At 66.4% G+C, this 25,270-nt stretch carries 20 protein-coding genes and 1 pseudogene; 6 read left to right on the top strand and 15 right to left on the bottom strand.

All coding sequences use genetic code 11. From position 1 onward, the window contains the following. Positions 1–318 precede the first annotated feature (318 nt). Genes ACO06I_RS01360 through ACO06I_RS01350 form a run of 3 tightly spaced genes read left to right on the top strand, consistent with a single transcriptional unit; the run spans position 319 to position 2,362 of the window. Positions 319–975, top strand: a complete 657-nt coding sequence (locus tag ACO06I_RS01360) for a phosphatase PAP2 family protein (RefSeq protein ID WP_421930841.1) — start codon at positions 319–321, stop codon at positions 973–975. A gap of 2 nt (positions 976–977) precedes the next feature. Continuing rightward, the gene (locus ACO06I_RS01355; protein WP_421930840.1) at positions 978–1,574 is read left to right on the top strand and encodes an ABC transporter ATP-binding protein; all 597 of its coding nucleotides are present in this window, start codon (positions 978–980) and stop codon (positions 1,572–1,574) included. Further along, positions 1,571–2,362, top strand: coding sequence for an ABC transporter permease (locus ACO06I_RS01350; protein ID WP_421930839.1), 792 nt, complete (start codon positions 1,571–1,573; stop codon positions 2,360–2,362). Before ACO06I_RS01355 ends, ACO06I_RS01350 begins: the two co-directional genes overlap by 4 nt. A 161-nt stretch (positions 2,363–2,523) precedes the next feature. On the opposite strand, the gene ACO06I_RS01345 is transcribed toward ACO06I_RS01350, so the two are convergent. Further along, a complete protein-coding gene (locus ACO06I_RS01345; RefSeq protein WP_421930838.1) occupies positions 2,524–2,988 on the bottom strand; it encodes a DUF3617 domain-containing protein in 465 nt (154 codons plus the stop codon). A gap of 139 nt (positions 2,989–3,127) precedes the next feature. Here ACO06I_RS01345 and ACO06I_RS01340 point away from each other — a divergent pair, with 139 nt between their 5' ends. Genes ACO06I_RS01340 through ACO06I_RS01330 form a run of 3 tightly spaced genes read left to right on the top strand, consistent with a single transcriptional unit; the run spans position 3,128 to position 6,212 of the window. After that, a complete protein-coding gene (locus tag ACO06I_RS01340; protein ID WP_421930837.1) occupies positions 3,128–4,279 on the top strand; it encodes a glycosyltransferase family 2 protein in 1,152 nt (383 codons plus the stop codon). A gap of 23 nt (positions 4,280–4,302) precedes the next feature. Beyond that, a complete protein-coding gene (locus tag ACO06I_RS01335; protein WP_421930836.1) occupies positions 4,303–5,793 on the top strand; it encodes an ArnT family glycosyltransferase in 1,491 nt (496 codons plus the stop codon). 41 nt (positions 5,794–5,834) lie between these two features. Then, positions 5,835–6,212 (top strand): ATP-binding protein, encoded by a 378-nt coding sequence (locus tag ACO06I_RS01330; RefSeq protein WP_421930835.1) that lies wholly within the window; start codon positions 5,835–5,837, stop codon positions 6,210–6,212. Here the strand turns inward: ACO06I_RS01330 and ACO06I_RS01325 are convergent. The 14 genes and pseudogenes from ACO06I_RS01325 to ACO06I_RS01260 all read right to left on the bottom strand — a co-directional run bounded on the left by ACO06I_RS01325 (position 6,209) and on the right by ACO06I_RS01260 (position 24,996). After that, positions 6,209–7,438 carry an MFS transporter gene (locus ACO06I_RS01325; protein ID WP_421930834.1) on the bottom strand — a complete coding sequence of 410 codons (1,230 nt, stop codon included), beginning with the start codon at positions 7,436–7,438 and terminating at the stop codon, positions 6,209–6,211. The two genes, ACO06I_RS01330 and ACO06I_RS01325, sit on opposite strands and share 4 nt — an antisense overlap. Further along, the gene (locus tag ACO06I_RS01320; RefSeq protein ID WP_421930833.1) at positions 7,428–8,876 is read right to left on the bottom strand and encodes a sensor histidine kinase; all 1,449 of its coding nucleotides are present in this window, start codon (positions 8,874–8,876) and stop codon (positions 7,428–7,430) included. The genes ACO06I_RS01325 and ACO06I_RS01320 overlap by 11 nt, the downstream gene beginning before the upstream one ends. Beyond that, complete coding sequence (locus ACO06I_RS01315; protein WP_421930832.1) at positions 8,857–9,528, bottom strand: response regulator; 672 nt, start codon at positions 9,526–9,528, stop codon at positions 8,857–8,859. Before ACO06I_RS01315 ends, ACO06I_RS01320 begins: the two co-directional genes overlap by 20 nt. Then, positions 9,503–12,616, bottom strand: a complete 3,114-nt coding sequence (locus ACO06I_RS01310) for an efflux RND transporter permease subunit (protein WP_421930831.1) — start codon at positions 12,614–12,616, stop codon at positions 9,503–9,505. The genes ACO06I_RS01315 and ACO06I_RS01310 overlap by 26 nt, the downstream gene beginning before the upstream one ends. Positions 12,617–12,619: 3 nt before the next feature. Beyond that, positions 12,620–13,615: a hypothetical protein gene (locus tag ACO06I_RS01305; protein WP_421930830.1), complete on the bottom strand. Its 996-nt coding sequence runs from the start codon at positions 13,613–13,615 to the stop codon at positions 12,620–12,622. Next, positions 13,612–15,009: a TolC family protein gene (locus ACO06I_RS01300; protein WP_421930829.1), complete on the bottom strand. Its 1,398-nt coding sequence runs from the start codon at positions 15,007–15,009 to the stop codon at positions 13,612–13,614. Before ACO06I_RS01300 ends, ACO06I_RS01305 begins: the two co-directional genes overlap by 4 nt. Before the next feature lie 120 nt (positions 15,010–15,129). Continuing rightward, positions 15,130–15,606, bottom strand: coding sequence for an SRPBCC family protein (locus ACO06I_RS01295; protein WP_421930828.1), 477 nt, complete (start codon positions 15,604–15,606; stop codon positions 15,130–15,132). Between the two features lie 188 nt (positions 15,607–15,794). Next, complete coding sequence (locus tag ACO06I_RS01290; protein WP_421930827.1) at positions 15,795–16,451, bottom strand: transmembrane anchor protein; 657 nt, start codon at positions 16,449–16,451, stop codon at positions 15,795–15,797. 16 nt (positions 16,452–16,467) lie between these two features. Continuing rightward, positions 16,468–17,178 carry a HupE/UreJ family protein gene (locus ACO06I_RS01285; RefSeq protein WP_421930826.1) on the bottom strand — a complete coding sequence of 237 codons (711 nt, stop codon included), beginning with the start codon at positions 17,176–17,178 and terminating at the stop codon, positions 16,468–16,470. Between the two features lie 222 nt (positions 17,179–17,400). After that, positions 17,401–20,553 (bottom strand): efflux RND transporter permease subunit, encoded by a 3,153-nt coding sequence (locus ACO06I_RS01280; RefSeq protein ID WP_421930825.1) that lies wholly within the window; start codon positions 20,551–20,553, stop codon positions 17,401–17,403. A gap of 14 nt (positions 20,554–20,567) precedes the next feature. Further along, entirely contained in the window at positions 20,568–21,824 is a 1,257-nt protein-coding gene (locus tag ACO06I_RS01275) for an efflux RND transporter periplasmic adaptor subunit (protein WP_421930824.1), read from the bottom strand. Beyond that, a complete protein-coding gene (locus ACO06I_RS01270) occupies positions 21,824–23,116 on the bottom strand; it encodes a TolC family protein (RefSeq protein WP_421930823.1) in 1,293 nt (430 codons plus the stop codon). The genes ACO06I_RS01275 and ACO06I_RS01270 overlap by 1 nt, the downstream gene beginning before the upstream one ends. Positions 23,117–23,170: 54 nt before the next feature. Further along, positions 23,171–23,587 carry a hypothetical protein gene (locus tag ACO06I_RS01265; protein ID WP_421930822.1) on the bottom strand — a complete coding sequence of 139 codons (417 nt, stop codon included), beginning with the start codon at positions 23,585–23,587 and terminating at the stop codon, positions 23,171–23,173. A gap of 87 nt (positions 23,588–23,674) precedes the next feature. Further along, a pseudogene (locus ACO06I_RS01260) lies at positions 23,675–24,996 on the bottom strand (MFS transporter). Between the last annotated feature and the right edge of the window lie 274 nt (positions 24,997–25,270).

The raw sequence follows: 25,270 nt of genomic DNA, 5'->3' as shown, positions 1-25,270 counted from the left end.
GCTTTCAGTCTTTTCCGACACATATCCCCATAGGGGCAGCGCCATGACGGTTTCCGGCGCGAAGGATATGGGCGGACAGCGCGGCATTGGAGACCACGGCCGCCTAACTGCTGACCTTGAGGCAAGCGTGGGGTCGAAGGGAGGTCCTGTCGTCTGCAATGGCTTATCGGCTAAGGGGCATCCATGATGGTTCAACATCCTCCGCGAACTCATCGGAAATCCTCCGCGAGCCTCTTGTCCCCAGCCGCGAGACCTAACGCCGTTCGTCATTTTGTCCGCCGCACGGAAGTGCGTCTCCTCATTGGCTGTCTCGCGCTGATGGTGGGGGTCTGGGCGTTTCTGGCCCTGACGGGAGAGGTCCGCGAGCAGGAGACGACGCCCTTTGATCGCGCGGTCCTGCTCTCGTTTCGGACGCCCGCTGATCTCGCAACGCCGCTCGGACCGAGGTGGCTGCAGGAGTCGGCGCGCGATGTCACGGCCTTGGGCGGGTTCACGGCCCTCGCGCTGATCTCCGGCCTGGCGATCGTCCTGCTGATCCTGCACAGACGGAGGACCCAAGCCTTGATCTTCGGCGGTACGGTGATTTTCGCCCAAGTCGCAGCCGAGGCGATCAAGCACCTTATCAACCGACCCCGACCAAATCTGGTCGCCCAGCACGATCTCGTCTATTCGGCGAGCTTCCCGAGCGGTCACGCCGTCATGGCCCCGGTCGTCTACCTGACCCTTGCGGCCCTTCTCGCGGCAGGTAATCCGCGCGCCTCGGTGAAACGTGTCTTACTGGTCAGCGCGGCGCTGCTGGTTGTCGCCATCGGCGTCAGCCGGGTCTATCTGGGCGTCCATTGGCCGACCGACGTGCTGGCCGGCTGGACAATGGGAGCCGGTATCGCGCTTGCCGCGGTCATGGCCCTCCAGGCCAGCGGCCCGCGGCGGGACGCCACGTCCGCGGTCGCGCCGGACCGAACTGAGGCGAGGTGAGCATGTTCCAGGTTCGTGGCCTGTCGAGTCGCCTCGCCGGTCCGTTCGACTTCGAGATCGCCCCAGGTTCTTGTGTGTCGATCACGGGCTCGTCCGGATCCGGCAAATCCCTGCTGCTGCGCATGATCGCCGACCTAGACGAAAACGACGGCGAGGTTGTGCTGGGGGAGGTCGCTCGAAGCCAATGCTCCGCGCCATCGTGGCGTCGCCAGGTCGTCTATGTGGCCGCCGAAGCCGGCTGGTGGGCGGACCGGGTCGCCGAACATTTCGCGCCATCTCAGTTGAACGCCGCGCGGACCCTGGCCGAAGGCCTGGGGCTGAAGGCCGAACTTTTTGAGGGCCTGGTATCGCGCCTTTCGACCGGCGAGAAGCAACGCTTGGCGCTGATCCGTGCCCTCATGCTCGAGCCCTCGGTGCTTTTGCTCGATGAGCCAACCAGCTCGCTGGATCGCGACAGCATCCTTCGCACTGAGGCGGTGCTGCGGGCCCGCCTTGAGGCGGGCTTGATCCTCGTCCTGGTCACTCACGATCCGGCTCAGGCGCAGAGGCTTGGGAATCGGCATTACGAAATGCGCCAGGGACGCCTTGCCCTCCTGTGACCCCCATCCTGCTTTCATCCGAGGACTTGGCGATCTCCGCGTCGCTGATTGTCCTCGACGCCGTGATCTCGATCGCCCTTCGCCTTGGCATGCACCGACAGATCGCCATCGCTGCGGTGCGCATGGTCATCCAACTGGTGGCGGTCGGTTATCTGCTGCGCTTCATCTTCGCGCTCAACAATCCCGCCGCCACGGTCCTGATCGTCGTGGTCATGGTCCTGGTGGCGGGTCGCGAAGTCGCAACGCGGTCGGAGCGGCGTTTCAAGGGGCAGGCGAACTACTTGATCGGCGCAGGCAGTGTCGCGGTGGCCACCGCCTTAACCGCAATTCTGGCCCTCACCACGGCGATCCGGCCAGACCCATGGTTTGATCCGCACTATGCCATACCCTTGGCCGGCATCATCCTGGGCAACGTCCTCAATGCCGCGAGCATCGCCCTCGACAGCATGTTGGGCGGCGTGAGCCGGGAGAAGTCCGCCATCGAAGCGCAGCTCGCGCTGGGGGAAACCTACGCCAGGGCGATGGCGCCCCTGGTCCGGACCGCGATCCGCCGCGGGCTCCTGCCAATCATCAACCAGATGTCGGCGGCCGGGATCGTGACCTTGCCGGGCATAATGACCGGACAGATCCTGGCCGGCCTCGACCCGCTGGAGGCGGTGAAATACCAGATCCTGCTCATGTTCCTGCTGTCAGGCGGAAGCGGCCTGTCTGCAGTCGCCGTCGCCTATCTGTCGGCGGCGCACCTGACCGACAAGCGCGAGCGCCTGCGTCTAGATCGCCTGCGTTAGAGGGGCGCCCGGCCGCCGATCTGCGCTGTAACAGTCGCTTGGAAATCGGCTCGAATACGCGGCGTCGTGCGGGCGCAGCCGTGATAAACGCTTCCCAAAGTAGATCCTCCTCCTGACGCCTCAGGTTCGATGATGCACCTTCAGAATCTGGAACTACACATCTAGGACGGCGCGTTGCCAGGACAGGTATCGCCAATCCGACGGGCGGTGGTGGTGGCGGTCGCCGCAAGCGGCGCCCCCGCGATCTTGGTTCGAAGTCGCGCCGTCAGACGGAAGTGTTCGGCCGAGTAGTCGCCCCGCGCGCTGATCAAGGCGACCTGTCCGCGCTTGGTCACGCAACGACCCTGCAACAGGATGTGGCCATCGCCCACGACGCGGGTGGGATAGGTGCAGGTGTAGTGGCGATTGCTCGGCCCTTGCAGGAACTTGGAAATGTCTCCGTCGGTGAAGCACTTTTGCTCCACAGTCTTGGAGCTGATGATCAGGGTGGCGATGCTGGTGATCTCCCAATAGCCGGGGATCGGAACGACGTCTGCGGACCATCCGACGCTTGGCATCGTCAGCGCCGAAATCGCCCCCAGTGCGGCCCATCGCACCCCGGTGCGCCATCGATCAGCCGGCTTCATGCGCACCCCGCAGTCCAGTCATAGAATCAAGACGCCGCCGACGTCGATCTGCCTCCAAAGAAAATGATGAGGCGCTTCGGCGACCGCGTCGTCGTTCAAAAGACATCACCAGCCCCGGCATCGGGGGGGAGGGTATTCCTTGCTCGACACCTTGGCCGCTGAGCCCGCAGACTCGTCCTCCGACGAAACCCCGTGCTCGCGCGCGTCGGCGGCGGCTCGCGGGCTGGAACTCACCATCGTCGTCCCGACGTTCAATGAGCGGGGAAATGTAGGCCAACTGGTCGCGCGACTGGATGCGGTCCTCGTCGACGTCGTGTGGCAGGTCATCTTCGTCGACGACAACTCACCCGATGGCACAGCCAGCGCCGTGAAGCAGATCGCCGCCCTGGATGGGCGGGTTCAATGCCTGCACAGGATGAACCGGCGCGGACTGGCCGGCGCGGTGATCGAAGGCGCTCTAGCCAGCGCCGCGCCCTATGTCGCGGTCATGGACGGCGATCTGCAACACGACGAATCCCTGTTGCCCACCATGCTGGCGGCCCTGCGGGCTGACGAGGCCGACCTTGTCATCGGCAGCCGCTTCCTGGCCGGGCTCGGCCCCGACGCCTCCGCGTTAGGCCACCGCCGACGCCTGGGCAGCCGTTTCGCCAACTGGCTCGGACGTCGGGCCCTGTCGGCCGAGCTGACCGATCCGGTCAGCGGCTTCTTCATGATCCGCCGCCCGCTGATCGACGCCGTCGCGCCGCGGCTCAACAATCAGGGCTTCAAGGTGCTGTTCGACATCCTGGCTTCGCAGCCGAGTCCGCCGCGCTGCCTCGAACTGCCCTACGCGTTCCGCCCCCGCACCTCCGGCGACAGCAAGCTCGATGGCGGGGTGGTGGCGCATTACCTGGGCCTGCTGGCCTCCAAGCTCAGCCATGACGTCCTGTCGCCGCGCCTGCTGCTGTTCGGCCTCGTCGGCGCCGGCGGCGTGGCGATTCACCTGACGGTCCTGCGCGGCATGTTGCGGGTGGGATTCGCGGAAGCCCAGCTTGTCGCGGCCCTCACCGCGATGACCTCCAACTATCTGATCAACAACCTGGTGACCTATCGGGATCGCCGGAAGCGGGGCCTGGCCCTGCTCACGGGATACCTGCGGTTCTGCTTGCTCTGCAGTGTCGGTCTGGCCGCCAATGTCGCGGTGGCCGCCATGCTGCACGAGCATGTTCCGATCTGGTGGCTCGCGGGCCTTGCCGGCGCCGGCGTGGGCGCGGCCTGGAACTTTGTCACGACGTCTCTCGCCGTATGGTGAGACCCAGCCGTCTCCAGCTACAGGTGGCTGGGCTCGCGATCTGCCTGACGGCGCTGCGTCTGCTCGCGGCTCGCTGGATCCATCTCACCGAGGACGAGGCCTACTACCGCCTTTGGGCCCAACACCTGCAGTTCGGCTACTACGATCACCCGCCGATGATCGCGTGGTGGATCCGCCTCGGCGTCACCCTCATCGGCGACAATCCCTTGGGTGTGCGCCTGGCGTCGATTCTCTCGACTGGGCTCGCGACCTGTTTCGTGGCGGCCCTCGCCAGCACGCTCGGCGCCCGGCCCGCCACCGCCTTTCGTTCGGCGCTCTGGTACAATGCGACGACCACCATCGGTCTGGGCGGAATCCTGGCGACGCCGGACTCGCCGGCGACGCTCTTCTGGGTCGTCACGATCTGGTGCCTGGCCAAGGTCTGGTCCGGCGGTTCCCAGGGGTGGTGGCCAGCGGCGGGCCTCGCCGCCGGCCTGGCGGTCCTCTCGAAGTACTCGGCCCTGTTCCTCGCCCCCGGCGTGCTGCTCTGGCTGGCGTTGCTGCCAGAGGGACGGCGGATGCTGAGATCGCCCTGGCCTTGGTCCGCCGCCCTCGCCGCCGTCGCGATCTTCAGCGCCAATGTGGTCTGGAACGCCGATCACCAGTGGATCACCTTCGCCAAGCAGTTCGGACGGGCGGCGCCCTCCGGCTTCTCGCCGGCCCACCTAGCCGACCTTCTGATCAGCCAGGTCTTCCTTCTCAACCCGATGATCGCGATCTATGCCAATCGCGGCGCCCGGACCGGGTGGGCCGAGCGCTCCGACCCCAGCGCGGTCCACCTCCTGTTGCCGATCGCCACCAGTGCGCCGTTCGTCGCCTACCTGCTGCTGCACAGCTTGCACGACCGTGTGCAGGGCCACTGGCCGGTCCCGGTGTTCGCGTCCCTGGTCATTTGCGCAGCCGTCGCGGCCGACCGCGGATCCCAGGTCCTGGCGGCGCGTGTCTGGCGAGGGGTCGCCATCGCCGTGGGCTTCAGCCTCTCGGCCCTGGCGCTCATCTATATGGCCGCGCCGCAATCACGCGCCTTCGGCACCTTCGATCCGATCCTTCCGCTCCGCGGCTGGAGGGAATTCTCGATCGCGGTCGACCGGCGGAGAGTTGAGGTAGACGCCGCCTGGGTCGGCACGGTCAGCTACGGGGCCCTCGCACAGCTCTCGGCCGAGCGCTTGATCGACGCCCCCATAATCCAGATCACCGAACGCGCGCGTTACGACGGCGCGCCCGACGTCCGTCCGGACCTCAGCCAACCGGGGTTGATCGTGGATCTGGCGCGCCGCCTCGAACCCCGCGACCTCCTGCGCTGCTTCGCACGCGTCACACCTGCTGGCGACATTGATCGGGGCGCGCGTGGCGCCGGACCCGCCGCCCGCTACCGCGCCTATCTCGTCTCCGCTCCTAGGGTGAACGTCCTGAGGGATGGGTGCCCTGATGATCCTGCCGATCGCAAGAAACGAGGGCGTCACCTGTTCTCGTAGGTGGCGAGGGCTGCGTCAGGCCATCGTCAGACCTAGATGAGTTGTCGGACTGGCTATGGCCTGACGCAGCCCTCGCCAATCTCCTCGATAACGCCCTTCGGCACGCCGGTGACAGGGCTCACATTACCATGAGCCTGGCCCAGGTTGACGGCGCTGTAAGCGCGGTCGTGGCGGACGACGGGCCCGGTGTTCCCGCTTCCGAGCGGCAGCAGGTACTACGGCGTTTCTATCGGCTGGACGCCAGCCGCAGCACTCCAGGCTCTGGCCTTGGACTCGCATTGATCGCGGCTATCGCTGAGCTTCATGATGCTGAGTTGAGCCTGTCGGACAACAGCCCCGGCCTGGCCGTGGGGGTCCGCTTCGCGGGCCCGTTAGCCGATCATGGTCGCGGGCATGTCCAGCGCGCGGCATTTTTCTAAATGGGGCGAGGATCAGATTTCGTGCGTAGGATGAACAAGATCAAACCGAGAAGCGCGAGCCCGGCAAATAGTCCACCGCTCAAAAACGTCGCCCGATACCCGTAAGCTGACCAAAGGGCCCCGGCCAATGTGCTCGCCGCGAGCATTGTCACGCCGCTCGCGAGGTTGAAGAGACCGAACGCGGTTCCCCTGAGATGCGCCGGCGCCGTGTCGACGACGAGCGCCGCCAGCAGGCCTTGGGTGAGGCCCATGTGCAGCCCCCACAGAGCCACCCCAATGAGAACGCTGGCGACACCGTCACCAAGCGCCAAGAACAGATCTGCGAGGACCAGACAAGCCAGGCCGGCGACCAGGACCAGTCGCCGGTCGATCCGATCCGACAGGCTTCCCGCCGGCGCGGCCGCGAGCGAGTAGACCACATTCATCACCACCATGACGACGGGGATGAGCGCGATAGGCAAACCGGCGTCTTGAGCGCGCAGGACCAGGAAGGCCTCACTGAAGCGAGCCATGGTGAAAACGACGCCCAGGGCGACGACACCCCAGAAAGCCGGCCCAATTCCCCTCACCTCGGCCCATCGAATGGGTGGCCGCGCCGCGCCATGGGCGTCTGAGTGGGATCTCGGCTCCTGAACGCCAAACACCAGCAGCAGGACCGCCACGATGGCCGGGACGACGGCCCACGCAAAGACCGCGCGGATATTTCCGGCGAACACCAGCATCAGCGCGATCGCCACCAGCGGGCCCGTGAAAGCGCCGATGGTGTCGAGGGATTGGCGGACGCCAAAGGCGGCCCCGCGAATAGAAGGGGGCGACAGATCGGCGACCAGCGCGTCTCGCGGCGCGCCGCGCACGCCCTTGCCGATCCGGTCGGCGAAACGGGCGCCGAACACCTCGAGCGGGGTCACCGCCAAGGGAAATATAGGCTTGCTCAGAGCTCCGAGACCGTAGCCCAGGACGGCCAGCAGTTTCCGCTTGCCAAGCCGGTCGCTCAGCCACCCGGAGAAGATTTTGGTGATCGAAGCCGTGGCCTCGGCGACGCCTTCAATGACCCCGACCAGCGCGACGCTGGCGCCCAAAGTTCCGACCAGGAACACCGGCAGCAGGCTGTGGATCATCTCCGAAGAGATATCCATGAACATCGACACCAGGCCGAGCGCCCAGACCGCTCTTGGAACAGCCGCGATGCCGGAGTGCCAGGATGCCTTGGTCTTGTCAGTTTCCATCGGCGCCTCGAACGGGTGGGAGGTCAGGACGGCCACGGTCGCAAGAGGCGTCATTCTTGGAAAGCATGGGTCCCTGAGTGGGGGCCAGCAGCATGGTCACTCTCAAGCCGGGCCGTGCGTCTTCAAGAAGCAGCCGTCCGCCGTGCAGGCGGGCCACGCCCGCGCTGATCGCCATTCCCAGACCAGTACCCGGAGCCGCGCGAGCAGGTTCCAGCCGGGAGAACGGGCGGACCGCCACCTCGAACATCTCTGGCGGGATACCGGGTCCGTCATCCTCGACGCTGAGCCTGATCCCCTCCGGCTCCTCGACAAGGCGCACCCGCACCGCGGCCGCCGCGCGGGAATGTTTCAGGACGTTCTCCAGCAGATTGGCGAGCGCCTGGGTCAGGAGGTCGGCGTCGCCCTCGACGACCGAGGATCCAGCGACCTGGACGCGTAGAGTCCGTCCCGACGCCTCCAACTCCGCCCGGTAGGCGTCCGCGACCCGATCGGTCAGATCCGTCAGGTCGACGGTCGCGAAACGCGCCCGCGCCGCTCCAGCGTCGATCTCCGCCAGGCGAAGCATCGCGTCGAACATCCGCAGGGCCTTATCGATGCCGTCGTTGGCCGACTGAAGGGCGGCGTTTCGGAGTTCCGGCGTCGCGGCCGTCGCGGCCGCGTCGAGCCGCTGGCGGACATGCGACAAGGGGGTCCGAAGATCATGTGCCACCTCGGCGGAAACCCGGCGCACGGCGGCCACAAGGACGTCAATGCGATCCAGCATCTGATTGACGCCCGCAGCCAGCTGGCCAATGTCGTCGCCTTCCGGTCTGGCGTCGGATGCACGGGCCGCAAGGTCGCCCTCGGCGACGGCGCGCACAGTGCGAACCAGAGCGTTCATGCGTTGGAGCGCCCGGTGTGTCAGGTAGAGGCCTGCCGCCAACCCCAGAGCCAAGGCCAGACCGCTCCAGAACAGCAGGGTCCGAAACAGCGTGTTGCGCAGCGCTTCGGCTCTTCCAAGGTCCTCTCCGACTGTGAGCCGTGCCCCATCCGGCAGGCGCTGGGTCAGGATAAGGAGGCGGTCCTTGCCCTCCAGTCCGGGCGCGGTTCCATCAAAGTCGAGGCTCCTCCACCCCGCCTTGGGCCCCAGGTCGGTCAGGTCGCCCGCGACATGGCGGCCGGTGGAATCAACCAGACGGTATTCCAGCGCGCCGGGTCGTTCCGCGCGCGCCATCACCGCGTCGCCTGCGGCCTTCAGACCCTCGGCCTGGATCTCAAGCGTGACGGCGTGGACCTCAAGGGCGATGCGATCATGGGCTTCGCGCTCTGCCGCGCCGCGGGTCGCGACCCAGCCGCCCGTTCCTGCGCCCACGATCGCAGCCGCCAGTAGCGCGGCGTGGATGATCGAAATCCGAAAGCTGGTCGAGCGCCAGAGCGGGCTAAGGCGTACGAGCGGCATAGCCTTCTCCTCGCACGGTGTGGATCAGCATCGGACTCCCCGCGCGATCAATCTTGGCGCGAAGGCGGCTGACGTGGCTTTCCACCAGGCTGGTGCCCGGATCGAAGCGAATTTTCCAAACGCCTTCCAGCAGCATGGTGCGGGTGACCACATTGGGCGTCTGCAGCATCAAGGCTTCGAGCAGCTGGAACTCACGATGCTGCAGATCGACCAGTTCGCCGCCCCGTCGGACCTGGCGCGTTAGACGATCAAGCGTCAAATCGGCGATGGCCAGCCGGGTGGGCGCAGCCGATGCGCCTCGTCGGCCAAGGGCATCGACGCGGGCTACCAGTTCTGACATCGAGAACGGCTTAACCAGATAGTCGTCAGCGCCCCCCACCAGGCCGGCGACCCGATCCTCGACAGAGCCGAGCGCCGTCAGGATCAAAATGGGCTTTTCACGCCCGGCATCGCGCAGGGCCCTGGCGACCGACAGCCCGTCCAGGCTGGGAAGCATCCGGTCGATGATCATCACGTCAAAGCCGCCGGCCATCGCCCAGGTCAGTCCGGCCTGGCCATCCGTCACGGTCTCGACCGCATGACCGCGCAGGCTGAGGCCCTCGACGACGAAGGCCGCGGTCTCAGCATCATCCTCGATCAGCAGCAGGCGCATCGCGTGATCTCTCGTGGGTGTGTCCCCGCGGATAACGATAGGCGAGAACGAGCGCCGGGAGCAGCAGCAGGCTCATCAAGGTCGAGGTGATCAAGCCGCCGAGGATGACCGCGGCCATCGGACCCTGCACCTCGCGTCCGGATTGGCCCGCCTCGAGCGCGAGCGGCGCCAGGCCCAGCCCCGTGACCAGGGCGGTCATCAGGATTGGCGTCACCCGTTCCTGGGTCGCGCGCAGCACCGTCGCCAGTCCCCAGGGCTGGCCCTCATCGCTGACCAGGTGATCGACGTGGGAGATCAGGAGAATGGCGTTGCGGGCGGCGATTCCGAACAGCGTGACGAAACCGACCAGGGCGCCCAGCGACAGCACCCCGCCGGTTAAGGCCACCGCCGCGACGCCGCCGGCCAGCGCAAACGGGGTTCCCGCCAGGATCAATCCGGCGGGACGGCCCCCTCCGAAAGCCAACACCAGGAGGGCGACGATGCCGATCGAGGCGGCGGCGACATTGACAAGGATCTGGCGAGCCGCAGCGGCCTGACCCTGGGCTACGCCGGTATACTCAAGGAACACACCCGGCGGCAGTGAAACGGTGCTTGCGATCTTAGCGCGGGCGTCGCGCACGAAACCGGAGACGTCCGCCCCCGTGGGATTGGCGGTGACCACCTGCCGACGTTGACCGCCGTCGTGATTGATGACGGTGCGTCCCTCGCCCAGCCGAATGGTGGCGATGTCCGACAAAGGCGTCGTCGCACCATCCGCTGTGCGCACGAGCAGGGCTCCGACGCCTTCTGGATCACGCTGCATCTCAGGCGGTAAGGAGATGGCCACGTCGGTTATGCGATCGGCGCCGGTGACCTGCGCCACGGTGCGGCCCTGGAAGGCCGTTTCGATGGCGTCATAGGCGTCGGTAGGGGCGACGCCGCGAAGCGCCATGCGGTCTGAGTCCAGGGCGATCTTCAGGGTCGGAGCGCCGGGCTGTGCCTTCACCTGCACGTCGGCCGCGCCGGGGACCGACTGCAGGGCGCGCGCCACATCGGCCGCGACGCGGTCGAGAACGTCGAGGTCGGGTCCGTAGACATTCACTGCAACTTTCGCCGTCTCCCCCGACAAGGATTCGCTGATGCGGTCTCCGAGGAAGGTCAGGGCCTCGCTCTGGACGCCGGGATATTGCGCGAGAACCTCTCGGATGCGCGCGAGAACCCGGTCCTCGCCGGCCCCGCCCACGGGGCGCAACTCGACGTGGAATTCGCTGCGATGCGGGGGAAAGGTGTCCTCTCCGGCCTCGGCGCGCCCGATCTGCTGCTCGACCGTCGCGACCTCGGGTATCGCCACCAGATCCTTGGTGATGCGAACGCCAAGATCGCGCATCCACCCCATCGAGGCGCCGGCGGGCCCGTTGACCTGCAGCACGTAGTGGCGCTCGCGAAACGCGGGCAGCAGTTCCGAGCCAAAGACGAAGAAGGCCCCTAGCGCCAACACACCGACCAGCGCGGCGCCCGCCACGACTACGCCGGGCCGCGCGCATATCGGCTCCAAGACCCGGATGTGAAGGCTCTTCAGTTTTCGAAGATAGCTCGGCTCGTCATGTAGCCGGACCCGACGCAGGAGCAGCAGCGACAGCGCGGGCGTTACGGTGATGGCGACCGCGAGGGAGGCCAGTGTCGCCAGCAGGAACGCAAAGGCGAGTGGGCCGAAGAATGCGCCCTGCAGGCCGGTCAGGAAGAGAATGGGCGCGATGGTCAAGGCCAGCACGTAGGTCGCGTAGACGACCGGCGCGCGCACCTCCACCGACGCCGCCTCGATGATCCCCACCCTATCGGGTCCGGACCGATCCTCGCGAAGGCGGCGCACGATATTCTCCACCCCGACGATGGCGTCGTCGATGACCACGCCGAGTGCGACCGCCAGGCCGCCCAGGGTCATGGTGTTGATGGTCTGCCCCAGGCGGTCCAGCACGATGAGCGCGGCGAGAAGCGACAGCGGGATGGAGACAAATGCGATGAACGCGACTCTCAGATCCCGCAGGAACACCAACAGAATCAGGCCGATCATGCCCGCCCCGATCAGCAAGTCGGTGCGGATGCCGCGCAGCGCAGAGTCGATGAAGTTCGCTGGCCTGTGGAGGCTGGGGTAGATTTTGACGCCCTGCGCCTCCAGAGCGGGTCTCAGCTCGGCCAGCGTCGCCTCCGCAGCGCGCGTCGCGTCGAGCGTGTTCGCGCCATACTGGCTCGAAAGCGCGATCAGCACGCCGCCCCGTCCCATGATCAAAGCGTCGCCGAACTTCGGCGCAGGCGCCTCCACGACATCGGCGACATCGCCCAGTCTCACCGGCAGGCCCGTGGCGGCCGGGAGGAGTGATCCGGAAAGGGACTTGGCCGTGACGGCCCCATTGGTGGGTTCGACCAGGATGCGCTGGCTGGGCGTCTCGGCGAACCCGCCGCCGCGGACCAAGGTACTCGCCTGGACGGCGGTCGCGACTTCGGAGAGCGCGATGTTTCGGGCGATCAGGTCGGCCGGCCGCACGCGGACCTCCAGGCGACGCTGGTCGCCGCCGAAGATCGTGGCTCGGGCGACCCCAGGTGTGGCCAGCATCCGGGGCCGCACGGTCCACTGGACGAGATCTCGCAAGGCCATCGGGCTCAACCGGTCGCTGGTGAAGCCGATCTTCAAGAGATCCATGGTGGAGGAGGTCAGCGGGCTGAGTTTGGGGGCGGAGACGCCGGCCGGCAGGCGACCCGCTGCCTCGCTCAAGGCTTCTGCAACGACCTGCCGCGCGCGAAACGGATCGCTGCCTTCGACGAAGATGACGGTGATCACGGAAAGGCCCTGGATGGATTCCGAGCGGACGGCAGCGACGCCGTTGGCGCCGTTGACGACCGTCTCCAGCGGCCGGGTGACCAGGGCCTCGACCTGTTCTGGGGTGAGACCCGCCGCCTCGGTCTGGACGCTCGCCTGGGGCGGGACGAATTCCGGAAAGACGTCGTAGCGCGCCGAGACGACGGTCGCACCGCCGAACCCGAGCAACAACAGCGCACACAACAGCACGATACCGGGATGGCGCAGGCAGAGCCTGACGATAAGCGAAAGCATCGGCTAATCTTTCTCGCCAGCCTGCTCGCCGCCGCGTTCGATGGCGAGCAGCGTTCCCGCGCCGCTCACCGCGACCATGTCGCCGGCCGAAAAGCCCGTTGTGACGAACCAGCCGCTCTCCACCGGACGGGCGTCCACCAGCTCGCGCCGGACGAACACGCCGGGCGCGGTGCGGCGGTAGGCCCAAATGCCGTTGCGCCACCGCACCAGGGCGTCCCGAGGAACGATGACCCCGGTCTCTGTGGAGGACTGCTCAAGGCTCGCCGCCAGTACGCGCCCGGCCGAGGCGGACCGCGCCATCGGACCGCGGACGATGGCCAGCAGGCCGGCGCTCTGCAACCGGGCGTCCGCCGACGCCGCCGGACCAAGCACGCTGACCGGAGCGGTGACGCCGCCGTCGGCGACGATCACGCGCGATCCGGCCTTCGACGCGGCGCCGGGGACATCGATGCGAACCAGGGCCGCCCGCCCAGCCGCGATCTCGCCCAGCAGCCTTTGACGGGCGGCCAGATCCAATCGCGCCAGCCCCGCGCCGAACTCAAGTCCGACGCGGCGTTCGGCAAGGTCCGCTCGTGCAGCATCAGCGGCGGCTTGGGCGCGGGCGGCTTCCACCGCACGGGTCGATGCGCTCTGGTCCTGCGCAGCCAGGGCGACTAGGCGCCCTGCCTCAGCGCGAGAGGCGACGGCGGCCGCACGCGCCGTGGAGATTTCGGCGTTGATCGCGGCAAGGGCGCTGACATCCAGGCCGCGCGCGAAACCCTGCGTGATCTGCCGCGCTCCACCCGCCGCCAATGTCTTGACGCGCACGCCCGTCCGAGCCTGTTGCGCGGCACCGATCCGAACCTCACCATCGACGAAGGTGGCCACGGAGGCGGGCTCCTTCACGCCGCCCTCCGCCTCCGATCTCGGCGCGGGTCGAAGCGCGGAGGCGCCGAAAATCCCCAACGCTGCGGCGCATGCGCCCACGGCGGCCCAGCCCGCGGCGGTGAAACGGCTCATGGGCGGCTCCTAGAGGCGGGGTCCACGATCATCGTCTCGGGTCCTTCCAAGGGTCGGCGCAACGCGTCTTCCAGATTGGCGTCGGCGGCATGCACACGCGCCAGGGCGTCAAGCTCGGAGATGCGGGCGAGAGGGGCGCCGGCCTGGGCGGCGGCCCAGTCCGTGCGGTCAATGGCGCCTTGCGCCAATTCGCGATCAGCCTGAGCGGACAGGCGGCCCGCGGCGACGAGCTCAACGCTCCTCACCTGCCTCAGCGCCTCGCGCGCGGCTCGGGTCTCGGCCAGGGCCGCGTCAATGGCCGCCTGCGACACAGCCACAACCGCTTCGAGCTTGCGCCCAGCTTCAGTCCGCCTGGCCTGCGCGGTGGCGATAGCGCCGCGATTGAGGTCGAGCGGCGGCAGTACGAGGCCAAGCGACACGGGGATTTTCACCAGACCCCGTTCCCAGGTGTAACCGGGCCCGATGCTGATCGCCGGATATTGGCGTGCGACCTCTGCGCGAAGATCGGCTTCGGCCTGGTCATAGGCCGCGACGGCCTTGAGGACATCAGCACGCGACAGGGTGGCGCCCGCACGAACTTCCTCCGTCACCCCCGCACCCGGGTCGGCGGCCGGCTTATCGAAGTCGGTCCAGGACAGCGTGACGTCGTTCAAGGCTTCGACCGGGACTCCCAAAGCGGTCGCGAGCGACTGGAGGGCTGACCGAGAACTGTTGACGGCTTCCGCGGCGCGACGAACGGCGTCGGCGCCATCCGCGCGGACGCGTTCGAGTTCTGCGCGAGACGCCTCGCCCGCGTTGACCCGGTTTTCCATCGCCGCCTGTTGGCGCACGCGCACCTTCGCCACGCGCTGGTAGGCGGCGGCCTGGCGTTCCGCGATGAAATAGTCGGCAAGCGCCCGCCGAACGGCCATGCGAACCGACCAGATTTTGTCGGCGTGGTCGTAACGCGCGATATCGACGGCAAGATCAAAACTGGTCAACCGGGCTTTGCGGCGGGCGCCCACGTCGAGGGGGATGTCGATCGCCCCGCCAAACAGCCAGGGTGAGCTATCGGCCGCGCTGCGAGCGTATTCCGCACTCAACGTGAGTGTCGCGGCAGGGCCGACGCGTGAAGCCTTGGCCGCAGCCTGGGCGCTAGCGACGCCCGCTCGGGCGGCTGCGATATCGCGGTTGTTGAGCAACGCGGTCGCGAAGAGCGCCAGGCGATCCAGGTGGGGGCTGTTCCAGGTCGTGTCCGGAGCGATCGAGGCCACCTTGTCGCGAACCTGCCCCAGATTCAGAGTTCGGGTCCGAGCCTCTGCGGCCAAGGCCGACGGCTCGACCGGCGCAGGCGCGTAGCTCACGCAGGCTGATAGAGACAGAGCGCTGAGCAGGACAATGAAAGTCGACTTCAAGTGGCCAAGGCTCCCGCGACGGGCGGTCGCTGGACCACTTATGGCTACGGTCCATTGCGCCCGCACCTTGTCGATTCCCAAGAAAGCAGAGGGCAACCGACGATCAAAGGGCGCCCTGCCCTACCTCCTTCCCGGACGGACACGGGGCGAGGTCCTTAGTGGCCGCGAGGGTTGCCTAGCACGCATGGCCAAATCACTCAGCGTTCGGTCCATCACCGGTTGGAATATGCGCTTAAAGCGGTTCTTGCTCAGCGCCGGTAGCACCCCTGTGAAGCGGACGAGGTGACGCACGTGGGTCGCCCCATTCGTCCACGCAAAGGCGTATTGCATCTCAATGACGAGCAGCCCGAGCATACCGAGCCGCCAGCCAAGCAGGTCAGGGTGGTTGGTGGTAAGGCGGCCAGGAAACGTCCAAGGTCTTTCAGGACTGTCTTTGAAGATCACTCGGATGGCATAGGTGATCCTTGTCGGATCATCCGGGTCTTCAATCACGCGAGCTGCACCCGTCCACTTCGAGTAAGAATCGAAGTCCGTCAATATTGCCCTGACTGCGGCAACTGGTGCGTTTATGTCGATCTCGCTAACAAGTTCATACACAGGAGTACCACCTTCAGACTACGCCATTCTTCTATTCCCCGCCCTTCATCGTCACTGCGATTGCTAGCGAGCCCAGACGGCATGGTCGTGGCTGCGTGGCCGGTGAGTGGTCCAGACGAGATCTAGGGGCCGCCTGCCGCGGTGCTGGACGGACGCCTACGTGCCGAGGTGGGTTTGCGACGAGACACTCACACCAGCCGTTTCAGGCCGTCGAAGTCGCCGGTCACTTTGAGAGTCACGGTGACCGGCTTGCCGGCGCGGTTCCGCCAGAACCAACCGTGCGAACCATCGAAGGCGGCCGTGAGAACCCCTTCTGAGCGGCTTTCCGAGCCTTTGCCGTAGCCATGGTACGAGATGCCGGTTCCGTCGCCGTGGGTATCGAAGTTCAGCTTCGGACCATCGGTGACCCAGACATAGGTCACTGAAGCGCCCTTGCGCATCTTGGCTTTGATCTCAACGCCTTGCCCGGGGGCCAGGGTCAGGGTCATCTCTTCGGCCTTGGCGGCAGGGGCCTGCTCGGCGGGCGCGATAGCTTGAACTGGCGCCGGGACCGCCGCGGCGGCTCGCGAGGGCGCCACTTGGGCCGTCATCACTGGCGCAGAAGCCGCAGGCGTCGCCTTTGCTGCAGCCTCCTGGTCAGCCTCCCGGGCGATGGCCATCTTGACGGTCCCCATTTCGGTCAGGCCGAGCAGACGGCCAATTCCGGTTGGGTCCACGGCGTATTCGGCGGGAAGCACGACCGTCACCAGAAGGGTCGCGGCGAGACCTACGGCAATAGCGGTGGAGCGGAGCAATCTGCTGTCGGTGGGCAGGTCGGCGAGGTCGGGCTTTTGTGTGTTGTACATGGGGTCTGGTCTCCGGTCAGGCGACGAAGTAGCCGACGAGTTGGTAGCCGGTGAGGACGAAGCCGGCGGTCATGAGGATGACGTTGGCGGTGTAGGCGTGGGTCCAGAACCCGGACGTGCGCCGCCAGAAGCCCATGGCGATCAGGATCGCGCTGAGCGCCAGGATCTGGCCGAGCTCAACGCCAATGTTGAAGGCGACCAGGTTGACGAAAAGGCCGTCGGGGGAGAGCTGGAAGTCCTGCAGCTTGGTGGCTAGGCCAAAGCCGTGGAACAGCCCGAAGATCAGCGTGGCGGCCTTTGTGTTGGGCTGCACCCCGAACCAGCGCTGGTAGGCGCCGAGGTTGTCGAGCGCCTTGTAGACGACCGAGAGGCCAATGATGGCGTCGATCAGGTAGGCGCTGACGTTGACGCCCATCAGCACACCCAGCAGCAGGGTGACCGAGTGACCGACCGCGAACATGGTCACGTAGAGGCTGACGTCCTTGAGCCGGTAGAGGAAGAAGATCACCCCGAACAGGAACAGCAGGTGGTCGTAGCCGGTGATCATGTGTTTAGCGCCGAGGTAGACGAACTGCATGAACAGGACGCCGGAACTTTCCTGGATGTAGCCCTTGTCGCCCTCGGCGATCCCGTGGGCCAAGGCCTGCGATACCAGACCGGTGAGCAGCAGCAGACTGATGCCGAGCCACAGGCGCCTCGACCAAGTCGCAAAGGCTGTTGGCAGCATGGGAGATCCTTGGAACGGGATGATCATGTGGCCCCCGTGGGAAGGCGCCGTGGAAACGCCGGGGGACGCACAGCTGAGCCGGCCACGCGAAGAGCGCCGGCCAGAATGCCCAGCCCAGCGACGTTCCGGCGAGGAGCGCGACCGCCTCAGCCAGGGCCAGGAAAAACCTGGCCCTGGTCAAGACTCGCATTTCCGTGGGCCGGCTGACACGAGCGTCCATGGTCACGCCAACGCCTCGCCTGTCGCGCGCCGACGGCCCAGGTGCGTATGAACCAGACTGTAGAGGGCCGGCAGGACCAAAAGGGTCAGGATCGTCGACGAGATGATCCCGCCGATCACGACCGTCGCCAGAGGTCGCTGAACCTCGGCGCCCGCCCCGACGTTGAGCGCCATCGGGACAAAGCCGAGGCTGGCCACCAGAGCGGTCATCAACACGGGTCGAAGCCGGGTCAGCGCGCCTTCGCGGATCGCCCGGTCGAGAGGCATCCCCTCCGCAATCAAGCTGCGGATGAAGGTCACCATCACCACGCCATTCAAGACCGCCACGCCTGAGAGCGCGATGAAGCCCACCCCGGCTGAGATCGAGAGGGGCAAGCCACGCATCATCAGCGCCGCAACCCCCCCGGTGAGCGCCAGCGGCACGCCGGAGAACACCACGGCGCTGTCCTTCCAAGAGCGGAACAGGGCGAACAACAGACCGAAGATCAGCAGGAGCACGGCCGGCACCACCAGTTGGAGGCGTTTGGCCGCGGAGATCAACTGTTCGAAGGTCCCGCCGTAAGTCACCCAGTAACCGGCCGGGACCTTTACCTGCGCGCCCACCTTCTGCTGCACCTCGGCGATGAAAGAGCCGAGGTCGCGATCACGGACATTGGCGGTCACCACGATGCGGCGCTTGCCGTTCTCGCGGCTGATCTGGTTGGGTCCTTTGGTCAGCTCGATCGAGGCCACCTCACTTAGGGGCACGAACTGGCGTGGCTGGCCTTCGCCCGCGGGTAGTGGCACCTGCAGCCGGCCGATGGCGTCGGTGTTCGACCGAATGGCTTCGGGCAGGCGCACTACAACGTCGAAGCGGCGGTCACCCTCGAAGATTTGTCCCGCCGTGGTCCCGCCCATTGAGGTGGCGATGACCTGCTGGACGTCGTCGATGCTCAAGCCGAGTCGGGCCAGAGCCGGGCGGTTGGGTGTGATTTGCAGGACCGGGAGGCCGGTGATCTGCTCGGTCTGCGGATCCGCGGCGCCTTCGACGCCGCCGACAATCCCCTCGATCTCGGCTCCGAGCTTCAGGAGCTCGTCCAGATCGTCGCCGAAAATCTTGATCGCGACGTCCGCGCGCACCCCCGACAGCAGTTCGTTGAACCGCATCTGGATCGGCTGGGTGAATTCGTACTTGCTCCCGGGGACTTCGTTGACCGCGGCTTCCATCTCCTCGACCAGCTTGCCCCGCGGTTTGCGCGGATCAGGCCAGTCCTTGCGGTCCTTGAGCATGATGAAGGTGTCAGCGACCGAAGGCGGCACCGGGTCGGTCGCCACCTCGGCGGTGCCGATCTTCGCCACCACGCGCTCGACCTCCGGGAATTTGGAGATGCGGGCCTCGAGCGCCGTCTGCATGGAGATCGCCTGGCTAAGGCTAGTGCCCGGTATGCGCAGGGCGTGCATGGCGATGTCGCCCTCATCAAGGTTGGGGACGAACTCCGAGCCCATGCGCGAGGCGCCGAAGCCGGCGATCGCCACGAGCGCGACGGCCACAACCACCATCAAGGTTCGGGCTCGCATGGCGAAGTCGAGAGCCGGCTGATAGCCGATCCGCGCCCAGCGCATCAGGAAGCTCTCCTGCTCCTGGACCTTGCCGGTGACGAACATGGCGACTGCGGCCGGCACGAAGGTCAGAGACAGGACGAGCGCGGCGGTGAGCGCGATCACCACGGTGATCGCCATCGGGTGGAAGGTCTTTCCCTCGACGCCGGTCAGGGCGAAGATCGGGACATAGACCAGGGTGATGATCATCACCCCGAACAGGGATGGCCGGATCACCTCACCTGAGGCCGAGGCCGCCAGGGCAAAGCGTTCGTCACGGGTCAGGAGCCGACCCAGACGATGCTGGGCCTCGCCGAACCGGCGCAGGCAGTTTTCGACGATGATCACGGCGCCATCGACGATCAGGCCGAAGTCCAGCGCGCCCAGGCTCATCAAATTGCCGGACACGCCGAGCCGCACCATGCCGGTGATGGTCAGCAGCATTGTGAAGGGGATGATCGCCGCGGTGATCAGAGCCGCGCGGATGTTCCCGAGCAGTAAGAACAGGACGACAATGACCAGTAGAGCCCCTTCGAGGAGGTTCTTCTCGACCGTCTTGATCGCCCGCTCCACGAGATTTGTGCGGTCATAGACGGGCGAGGCGGTGACGCCGTCCGGCAGAGCCTTGGCGGCCTCCGTCAGGCTAGCCGCCGCGGCCTGAGCCACCACGCGGCTGTTCTCGCCCGCCAGCATCAAGACGGTGGCAAGCACTGTCTCATGGCCGTTTTCGGTCGCCGCCCCGGTGCGTAGTTCCTGGCCCATGCCGACCTCGGCCACTTCCGCGATGCGGATTGGGACGCCGCCCCGGGTGGCGATGACGATCTCGGACAGATCTTCGCGTGTGGAAGCCTGGCCGGGCACCCGGATCAGGTACTGCTCGCCGGATCTCTCGACGTAACCTGCGCCGACATTGGCGTTGTTGCGCCTGAGCGCCTCGACCACCTCAGACATGGTTAATCCATAGGCCGCGAGGCTCTCGGGACGCGGCGTGACGTGATACTGCCGTTCGTATCCGCCGATGGTGTTGACCTCGGTCACCCCCTTGGTGTTTCGCAACTGGGGCCGGATCACCCAGTCCTGTAGCGTGCGCAGATCCTCGGTCGTGTAGGGCTGACCGTCGGGCCTTCGCGCGCCGGGCTTGGCGTCGACCGTGTACATGAAGATCTCGCCGAGGCCGGTGGCGATCGGGCCAAGCTCCGGTGTGATTCCGGCCGGGAGCTGGCCAAGTGCGTTTTGCAAACGCTCGTTCACCAGCTGACGGGCGAAGAAGATGTCGGTGCCGTCGTCGAAGATGACCGTCACCTGCGACAGGCCGTAGCGCGAGACCGAGCGGGTGTACTGAAGGCCCGGCACGCCTGCCACGGCGGTTTCGACCGGGAAGGTGATGCGTTGTTCGGCCTCCAGCGGCGAGTAGCCCGGCGCCTCGGTGTTGATCTGGATCTGGACGTTGGTGATGTCTGGCGTGGCGTCGACGGGCAGGCGCTGGAAGCTCCAGACGCCGACTGCCGCCGAGACCAGGACAAGGGCCATGACGAGCCATCGGAAGCGGATCGACTGGGCGATGATGCGTTCAAGCATGGTCTGCGCGCTCCCTAGTGGTCATGGCTCGCGCCGGACTTTTCGATGTCCGCGCGAATGAGGAAGGCGCCCTCGCTGACGTACTCGGTCCCCGGCTCAAGGCCGCCGAGCACCTCGGTCCAGTCGTCGGTGCGCCGCCCCAGTTCGAGCATCCGAACCTCGTAGGTGTCGCCGACCTTGGCGTAGACGACGGTGAAGTCCCGGAAAGGCTGCAGAGCCTTGGTGCGTACCGCGAGCGGAACGCTGCCCTGCCCGACCTGAACAACGCCCTGGACGCCCAGGCCCGCGCGCCAGACGCCATTTTGAAAGGGCAATCTCACAAGCGCGACGAGAGTTTGGCTTGCCGGGTCGGCGCCCGGCAGGATTGCGTTGATCACGCCGACGGCGCGATGGTCGCCCGCCTGGCTCGCAACATCGACCTTTTGCCCAACACGCACCCGCTCGGCGTCCTTGGGATAGAGGAAGAACTCTGCATGCAGCCGGCTGGGGTCACCAATGGTCAGTATTGGACTGTCGCCGGCCATGGCGCCGACATTGACCGTCTTGGTCAGGATGATCCCGGATATCGGCGCTGTGATCGAATAGGTCTGAAGGCTTTCGCTGGACTCGACGCGCGCCAGAATCTGGCCGCGCTGCACTCGCTGGCCGAGCACGGCGTTGAGGGCCATGACCCGCCCGGGATAGCGGGCATAGACTTCGCTCTGTCCTTCGGGCGTGAGTTCCACCCGCCCGCTCAGGGGGAGGGTTTCCCCAAGCACCGCTGCGCCCGCTCGCTCGGTTTTGACTCCGCCAGCCTTGGCGGCGTCGGCCTTGATAACCGTGCGGCCCTCATAGGATTGGTAGGTCCAGGTCGAGCGGGCGCCGCCTCGCGTCGCAGCGATGCTGACGTCGAAGGAGTGCGGTTCGGAGACGATGCCGGGGCTGGCGAGATAGTCGGCCTCCGGGGTGAAGGTGAAGCGGTCGATCTTCGGTCCGAGCCGGGTGAGCGCGATCGAAACCTGGACCTGGCGCGGATCCAGCGGCTTATCCTTCAAATAGGGATAGAGCCGGAACAGCGGCGCCGGCCCCTCCTCGTAGATGGTCACTTCAAGGCTGAAGTCTCCGTCGCGCAGCAGGCGACCGTTGTGCGGTCCACGTTCGTATTCGGCCGGACCAGCTTCGGCGGCCGCTTCGGCTGAGGGCGTCTTGGACCGATCGCTGCAGCTGGCGATCAGGCCGGCAACGAGGATGAGAGCGAAGGGCGCGATGCGCCAGTTTCGGACGGGCGTCATTAGCGGGTCTCCGCGAGGCGGGTTTGGGTATGGCGAGCCTGACGGCCTGTGAGCCGGTCGAGGGCAGCTTGATCAAGATGATACTGGCGCAGGACGCTGACGCGGCGGGCCCGGGCATCGGCGAGCGCGCGCTCGGCCTCGGTGACGTCGAGGTAGCTGAAGCCTCCACGACTAAAACCTTCCCGCACCTGCTCGACGGACCTGATCGCCGGCGGGATCACTTCAGCGCGTATCCGTTCGGCTTCGGTCGCCGCCGATGATATTCTGGCGGTCAGCTGAGCGATCTCGCGTTCTCTGGCGAGGCCTGCGGCCACAATGTCGGCCTCCGCGGCGGTCCGCTCGGCCTGAGCGCGCTCAATTCCGGATCGGTTGGTGTCGTAGCGCCGTAGGGGGATCGTCCCGCCAACAACGAAGGCGACGTTGTTGCCATCACCGAGATAACGGATGCCGGCGCGCACTGTAGGGTCAACGACCGCGCGGGCTTGCTCCACCCGGATATTGGCGATGGCGGCGTCCCGTTCGGCCTCGAGGAGCGCAAGGTCTGCGATCGTCAGGCTGGCGGGCAGGACTGGCCCTTTGGCCTCGAAGAACGGCTCCAGCGCCAAGCGGAACTCTGGGCCGCCGCCCCAGAACCGGGCAAGCGCGGCGCGGCCGTCACGAGCGCGATCCAGCGCCTGGTCACGCGCTATTTGTGCCTGGGCCGTCATCATGTCAGCCCGGGAACCGGCGAAGAGCGGGTCGCGCGCAGCTTTCACCCGGCGATCGATAACGGTTTGGGACTGGTGAGCAGCGACGAGACGAGCCTCGGCGATCAGCACCTCGGCCTCGGCCGCCGTAGCCTCTGTGTAGGCGACTTGCACATCCCGGAGCAGATCGAGCGTGCGCACCTCGCGCCGGAGCCGCGCGACCTCGATCTCGGCACGCGCCCGCCCCGTTCGCGCCTCGCGCTTGCCGCCCCGTTCAAGAGTTTGCTGATAGCTGACCGTGGCTTCCGACCGGTCAAGCAGGGAGTAGGCGCCCGTGCCGGCGAAATTCTCCAGATCCACCCCAAGCGTCGGGTTGGGCCGCACGCCGGCCTGACGCAGGTTGGCCTGCGCCGCGGCAAGACGAGCGACCGATCCCGCAAGCGTCGGATCCGCCCCAGCCGCTTTTGCAAGCGCCTCCGTCAGACTAAGGGCTGGCGGTTCTGTCTGCGCCTTCGCCGCCGCAGGGCTCACGAGGCTGAGTGTGAGCGTGGCCGCGAAGGCCAGGCTCAGTCGCGCGCTGGCGCGATACCGAGTTCTGAATGGCATTTGTCTCTCGAAGCATGGATGATCAGGCGTGCGCGACCTGATTGCCGCGCGACGTCAGGTGATGACTTCGAGAGAGGCTCTTGGCGGGCGTTCTAGCCCAAGGGTCATGTCAGACGCGGGCGGCGCGTCGCTCGGCCTGCGCAGCGATAAGGCTTGCGCGGAAACTACCGAAGTGACGACCCCATGCGGGAGCGGAGCGAACTGCGGGCCGTCCGCATGATGGTGGTGCGCCGATGCGTCCGTGGGTGCGTCCTCGGCCGTGCTGATCTGCTGCTCGGCGTGATCGCGCTGGTGATCGTCGTGATCGAGATGAACCTGCCCGCCGAGCGCTGAAACAGGATGTTCAGCCATCGGGCTGTGCTGAACCTGATTGACGATCGCGATGGTGGACTGCGAGACGAGAACGGTCGCCAACGCCACGCACAGCGTGGCGAGGAAGGTCCCCAGCTTGGTGGCTCGCAGCGATAGCACCTTAAAACTCCCGACGTGCGTTACTAGGTTGGGCGGGTTTCGCGCGCAAGCAGAGGCTCTTGATTGCGGCTAAACGCCCGAGCGTGGTCAGCGAGAATGAAGGTCATCGATGACGAAGGGATGCAGGTGCGCCGCAGGTGCGTCGCCTGGTTCGCCCTCGTGCAAGTGCGGATGCTGCGGCGGCAGATCAGGGTGTGCATGCGTAAGCTGATCAGGATCGGAGGCTGGCCAGGCTTTGAGTGCGATGACGATGCCGACCAGGCAAAGACCGGCCAGCACCACCAGAGTGGGCGCCATGCCAAAAGCGGCGCCGAGGGATCCCGCCACGGTGTAGGTGAGCAGCCAGCAGGCGTGAGAGAGGGCGAACTGCGCGGCGAAGACCGCGCTGCGATCCTCTGCGCTCGCGGAACGGCGCAGCAGCCGGCCCGAAGGCGTCAGGACCGCGGAATAGCCGACCCCCATCACCGCCCAGACCGCCAGTAGCGCGATCCAGCGATCGACGCCGCCGATGTTGATGAGCGCCGCCATGGCCAAGAGCGCGGCAGCCAGCAAGGTCGCCGAACCCAGCATGATCTTACGATCGCCGATCCGCTCCAGAAGCCCCGGCAGCAGCAGCGCGGCGAGCATGGAGCCGCCGCCAAACGCCGCCAGGCCGAACGCGACATCGTTGTTCGACCGACCGAGCAATGTGCGCACAAAGACGACGGTGTTCACGATGACCATCGCACCCGCCGCCGCCGCCGCGAGGTTCAGCGCCAGAAGGCCGCGCAAACGCGGTGTCTTCAGGTAAATCCGCGTGCCGCGGGTGGTTCGGGCATAGATCCCGCCTTCGCGCGGCACGGCTTTTGGCTGGGGCACAGATACGACCAGGGCGGCCGAGGCCAGGAAACCCACCACCGTGCCCGCGAACAGCCAGTGAAAGCTGATGACCGTAAGAAGCGCCGCGGCCAGCATCGGGCTCACCAGGCTCTCCATGTCATAGGCCAGCCGCGAGAGGGAGAGCGCGCGGGTATAGCGCCGTTCGTCGGGGAGGATGTCGGGAATGGCGGCCTGGAATGTCGGCGTGAACGCCGCCGACGCTGACTGCACCAGGAATATCAAGAGGTAGACCTGCCAGATCTCGGTGACGAACGGCAGCATGACCGCCACGCCGGCGCGGACGAGGTCCATGGAAACCAAGAACGCGCGTCGCGGAAGCCGATCAACGAAAGCGTTCACCACGGGCCCAACGCCTATGTAGGCGATCATCTTGATCGCCAGGGCTCCGCCCAACACCGCGCCAGCGTTGGCGCCGGCCAGGTCAAACGACAGGAGGCCAAGCGCCACCGTCGCGAGGCCCGTGCCCACAAGGGCGATGACCTGGGCCAGAACAGGTGGCGATAGGTTCTGTCCTTAAGGACCTCAAGCACTTCGTCTTACTCCCCGGCGACCGGACGTGATGGCCGCCCTGCCCCTATATTTGGACGCTGGACCACGACGGTCCTGCCGTCAGGCAAGAGCCGATACCAGAATGGCGCGACGGCCTTGGTCATATCCTCCCCGGGGGGATATTTCGTCAATGGATTCCTTCGCGGGTCGAATGGATTTCTCTGAAGGTCGCATCGGCCTGCCTTTGTCCAAGCAAACGACCATCTGTGAAAGAGACTTGCTCCTCCAGTGACTAGAGCATGCACGATAGGCCGA

The sequence above is a fragment of the Phenylobacterium sp. genome (genome assembly GCF_965229015.1).
Classification (GTDB): domain Bacteria; phylum Pseudomonadota; class Alphaproteobacteria; order Caulobacterales; family Caulobacteraceae; genus Phenylobacterium.
This window is presented reverse-complemented; position numbering and strand designations above follow the sequence as displayed.

Excerpts from the sequence above, each read along its gene's own strand:
- ACO06I_RS01270 (WP_421930823.1), bottom strand. The coding sequence starts at position 23,116 with ATGCCATTCAGAACTCGGTATCGCGCCAGCGCGCGACTGAGCCTGGCC.
- ACO06I_RS01320 (WP_421930833.1), bottom strand. The coding sequence starts at position 8,876 with ATGCCGCTCGTACGCCTTAGCCCGCTCTGGCGCTCGACCAGCTTTCGG.
- ACO06I_RS01290 (WP_421930827.1), bottom strand. The coding sequence starts at position 16,451 with ATGTACAACACACAAAAGCCCGACCTCGCCGACCTGCCCACCGACAGC.
- ACO06I_RS01355 (WP_421930840.1), top strand. The coding sequence starts at position 978 with ATGTTCCAGGTTCGTGGCCTGTCGAGTCGCCTCGCCGGTCCGTTCGAC.
- ACO06I_RS01315 (WP_421930832.1), bottom strand. The coding sequence starts at position 9,528 with ATGCGCCTGCTGCTGATCGAGGATGATGCTGAGACCGCGGCCTTCGTC.
- ACO06I_RS01285 (WP_421930826.1), bottom strand. The coding sequence starts at position 17,178 with ATGCTGCCAACAGCCTTTGCGACTTGGTCGAGGCGCCTGTGGCTCGGC.
- ACO06I_RS01345 (WP_421930838.1), bottom strand. The coding sequence starts at position 2,988 with ATGAAGCCGGCTGATCGATGGCGCACCGGGGTGCGATGGGCCGCACTG.
- ACO06I_RS01360 (WP_421930841.1), top strand. The coding sequence starts at position 319 with ATGGTGGGGGTCTGGGCGTTTCTGGCCCTGACGGGAGAGGTCCGCGAG.
- ACO06I_RS01280 (WP_421930825.1), bottom strand. The coding sequence starts at position 20,553 with ATGCTTGAACGCATCATCGCCCAGTCGATCCGCTTCCGATGGCTCGTC.
- ACO06I_RS01305 (WP_421930830.1), bottom strand. The coding sequence starts at position 13,615 with ATGAGCCGTTTCACCGCCGCGGGCTGGGCCGCCGTGGGCGCATGCGCC.
- ACO06I_RS01325 (WP_421930834.1), bottom strand. The coding sequence starts at position 7,438 with ATGGAAACTGACAAGACCAAGGCATCCTGGCACTCCGGCATCGCGGCT.
- ACO06I_RS01310 (WP_421930831.1), bottom strand. The coding sequence starts at position 12,616 with ATGCTTTCGCTTATCGTCAGGCTCTGCCTGCGCCATCCCGGTATCGTG.
- ACO06I_RS01275 (WP_421930824.1), bottom strand. The coding sequence starts at position 21,824 with ATGACGCCCGTCCGAAACTGGCGCATCGCGCCCTTCGCTCTCATCCTC.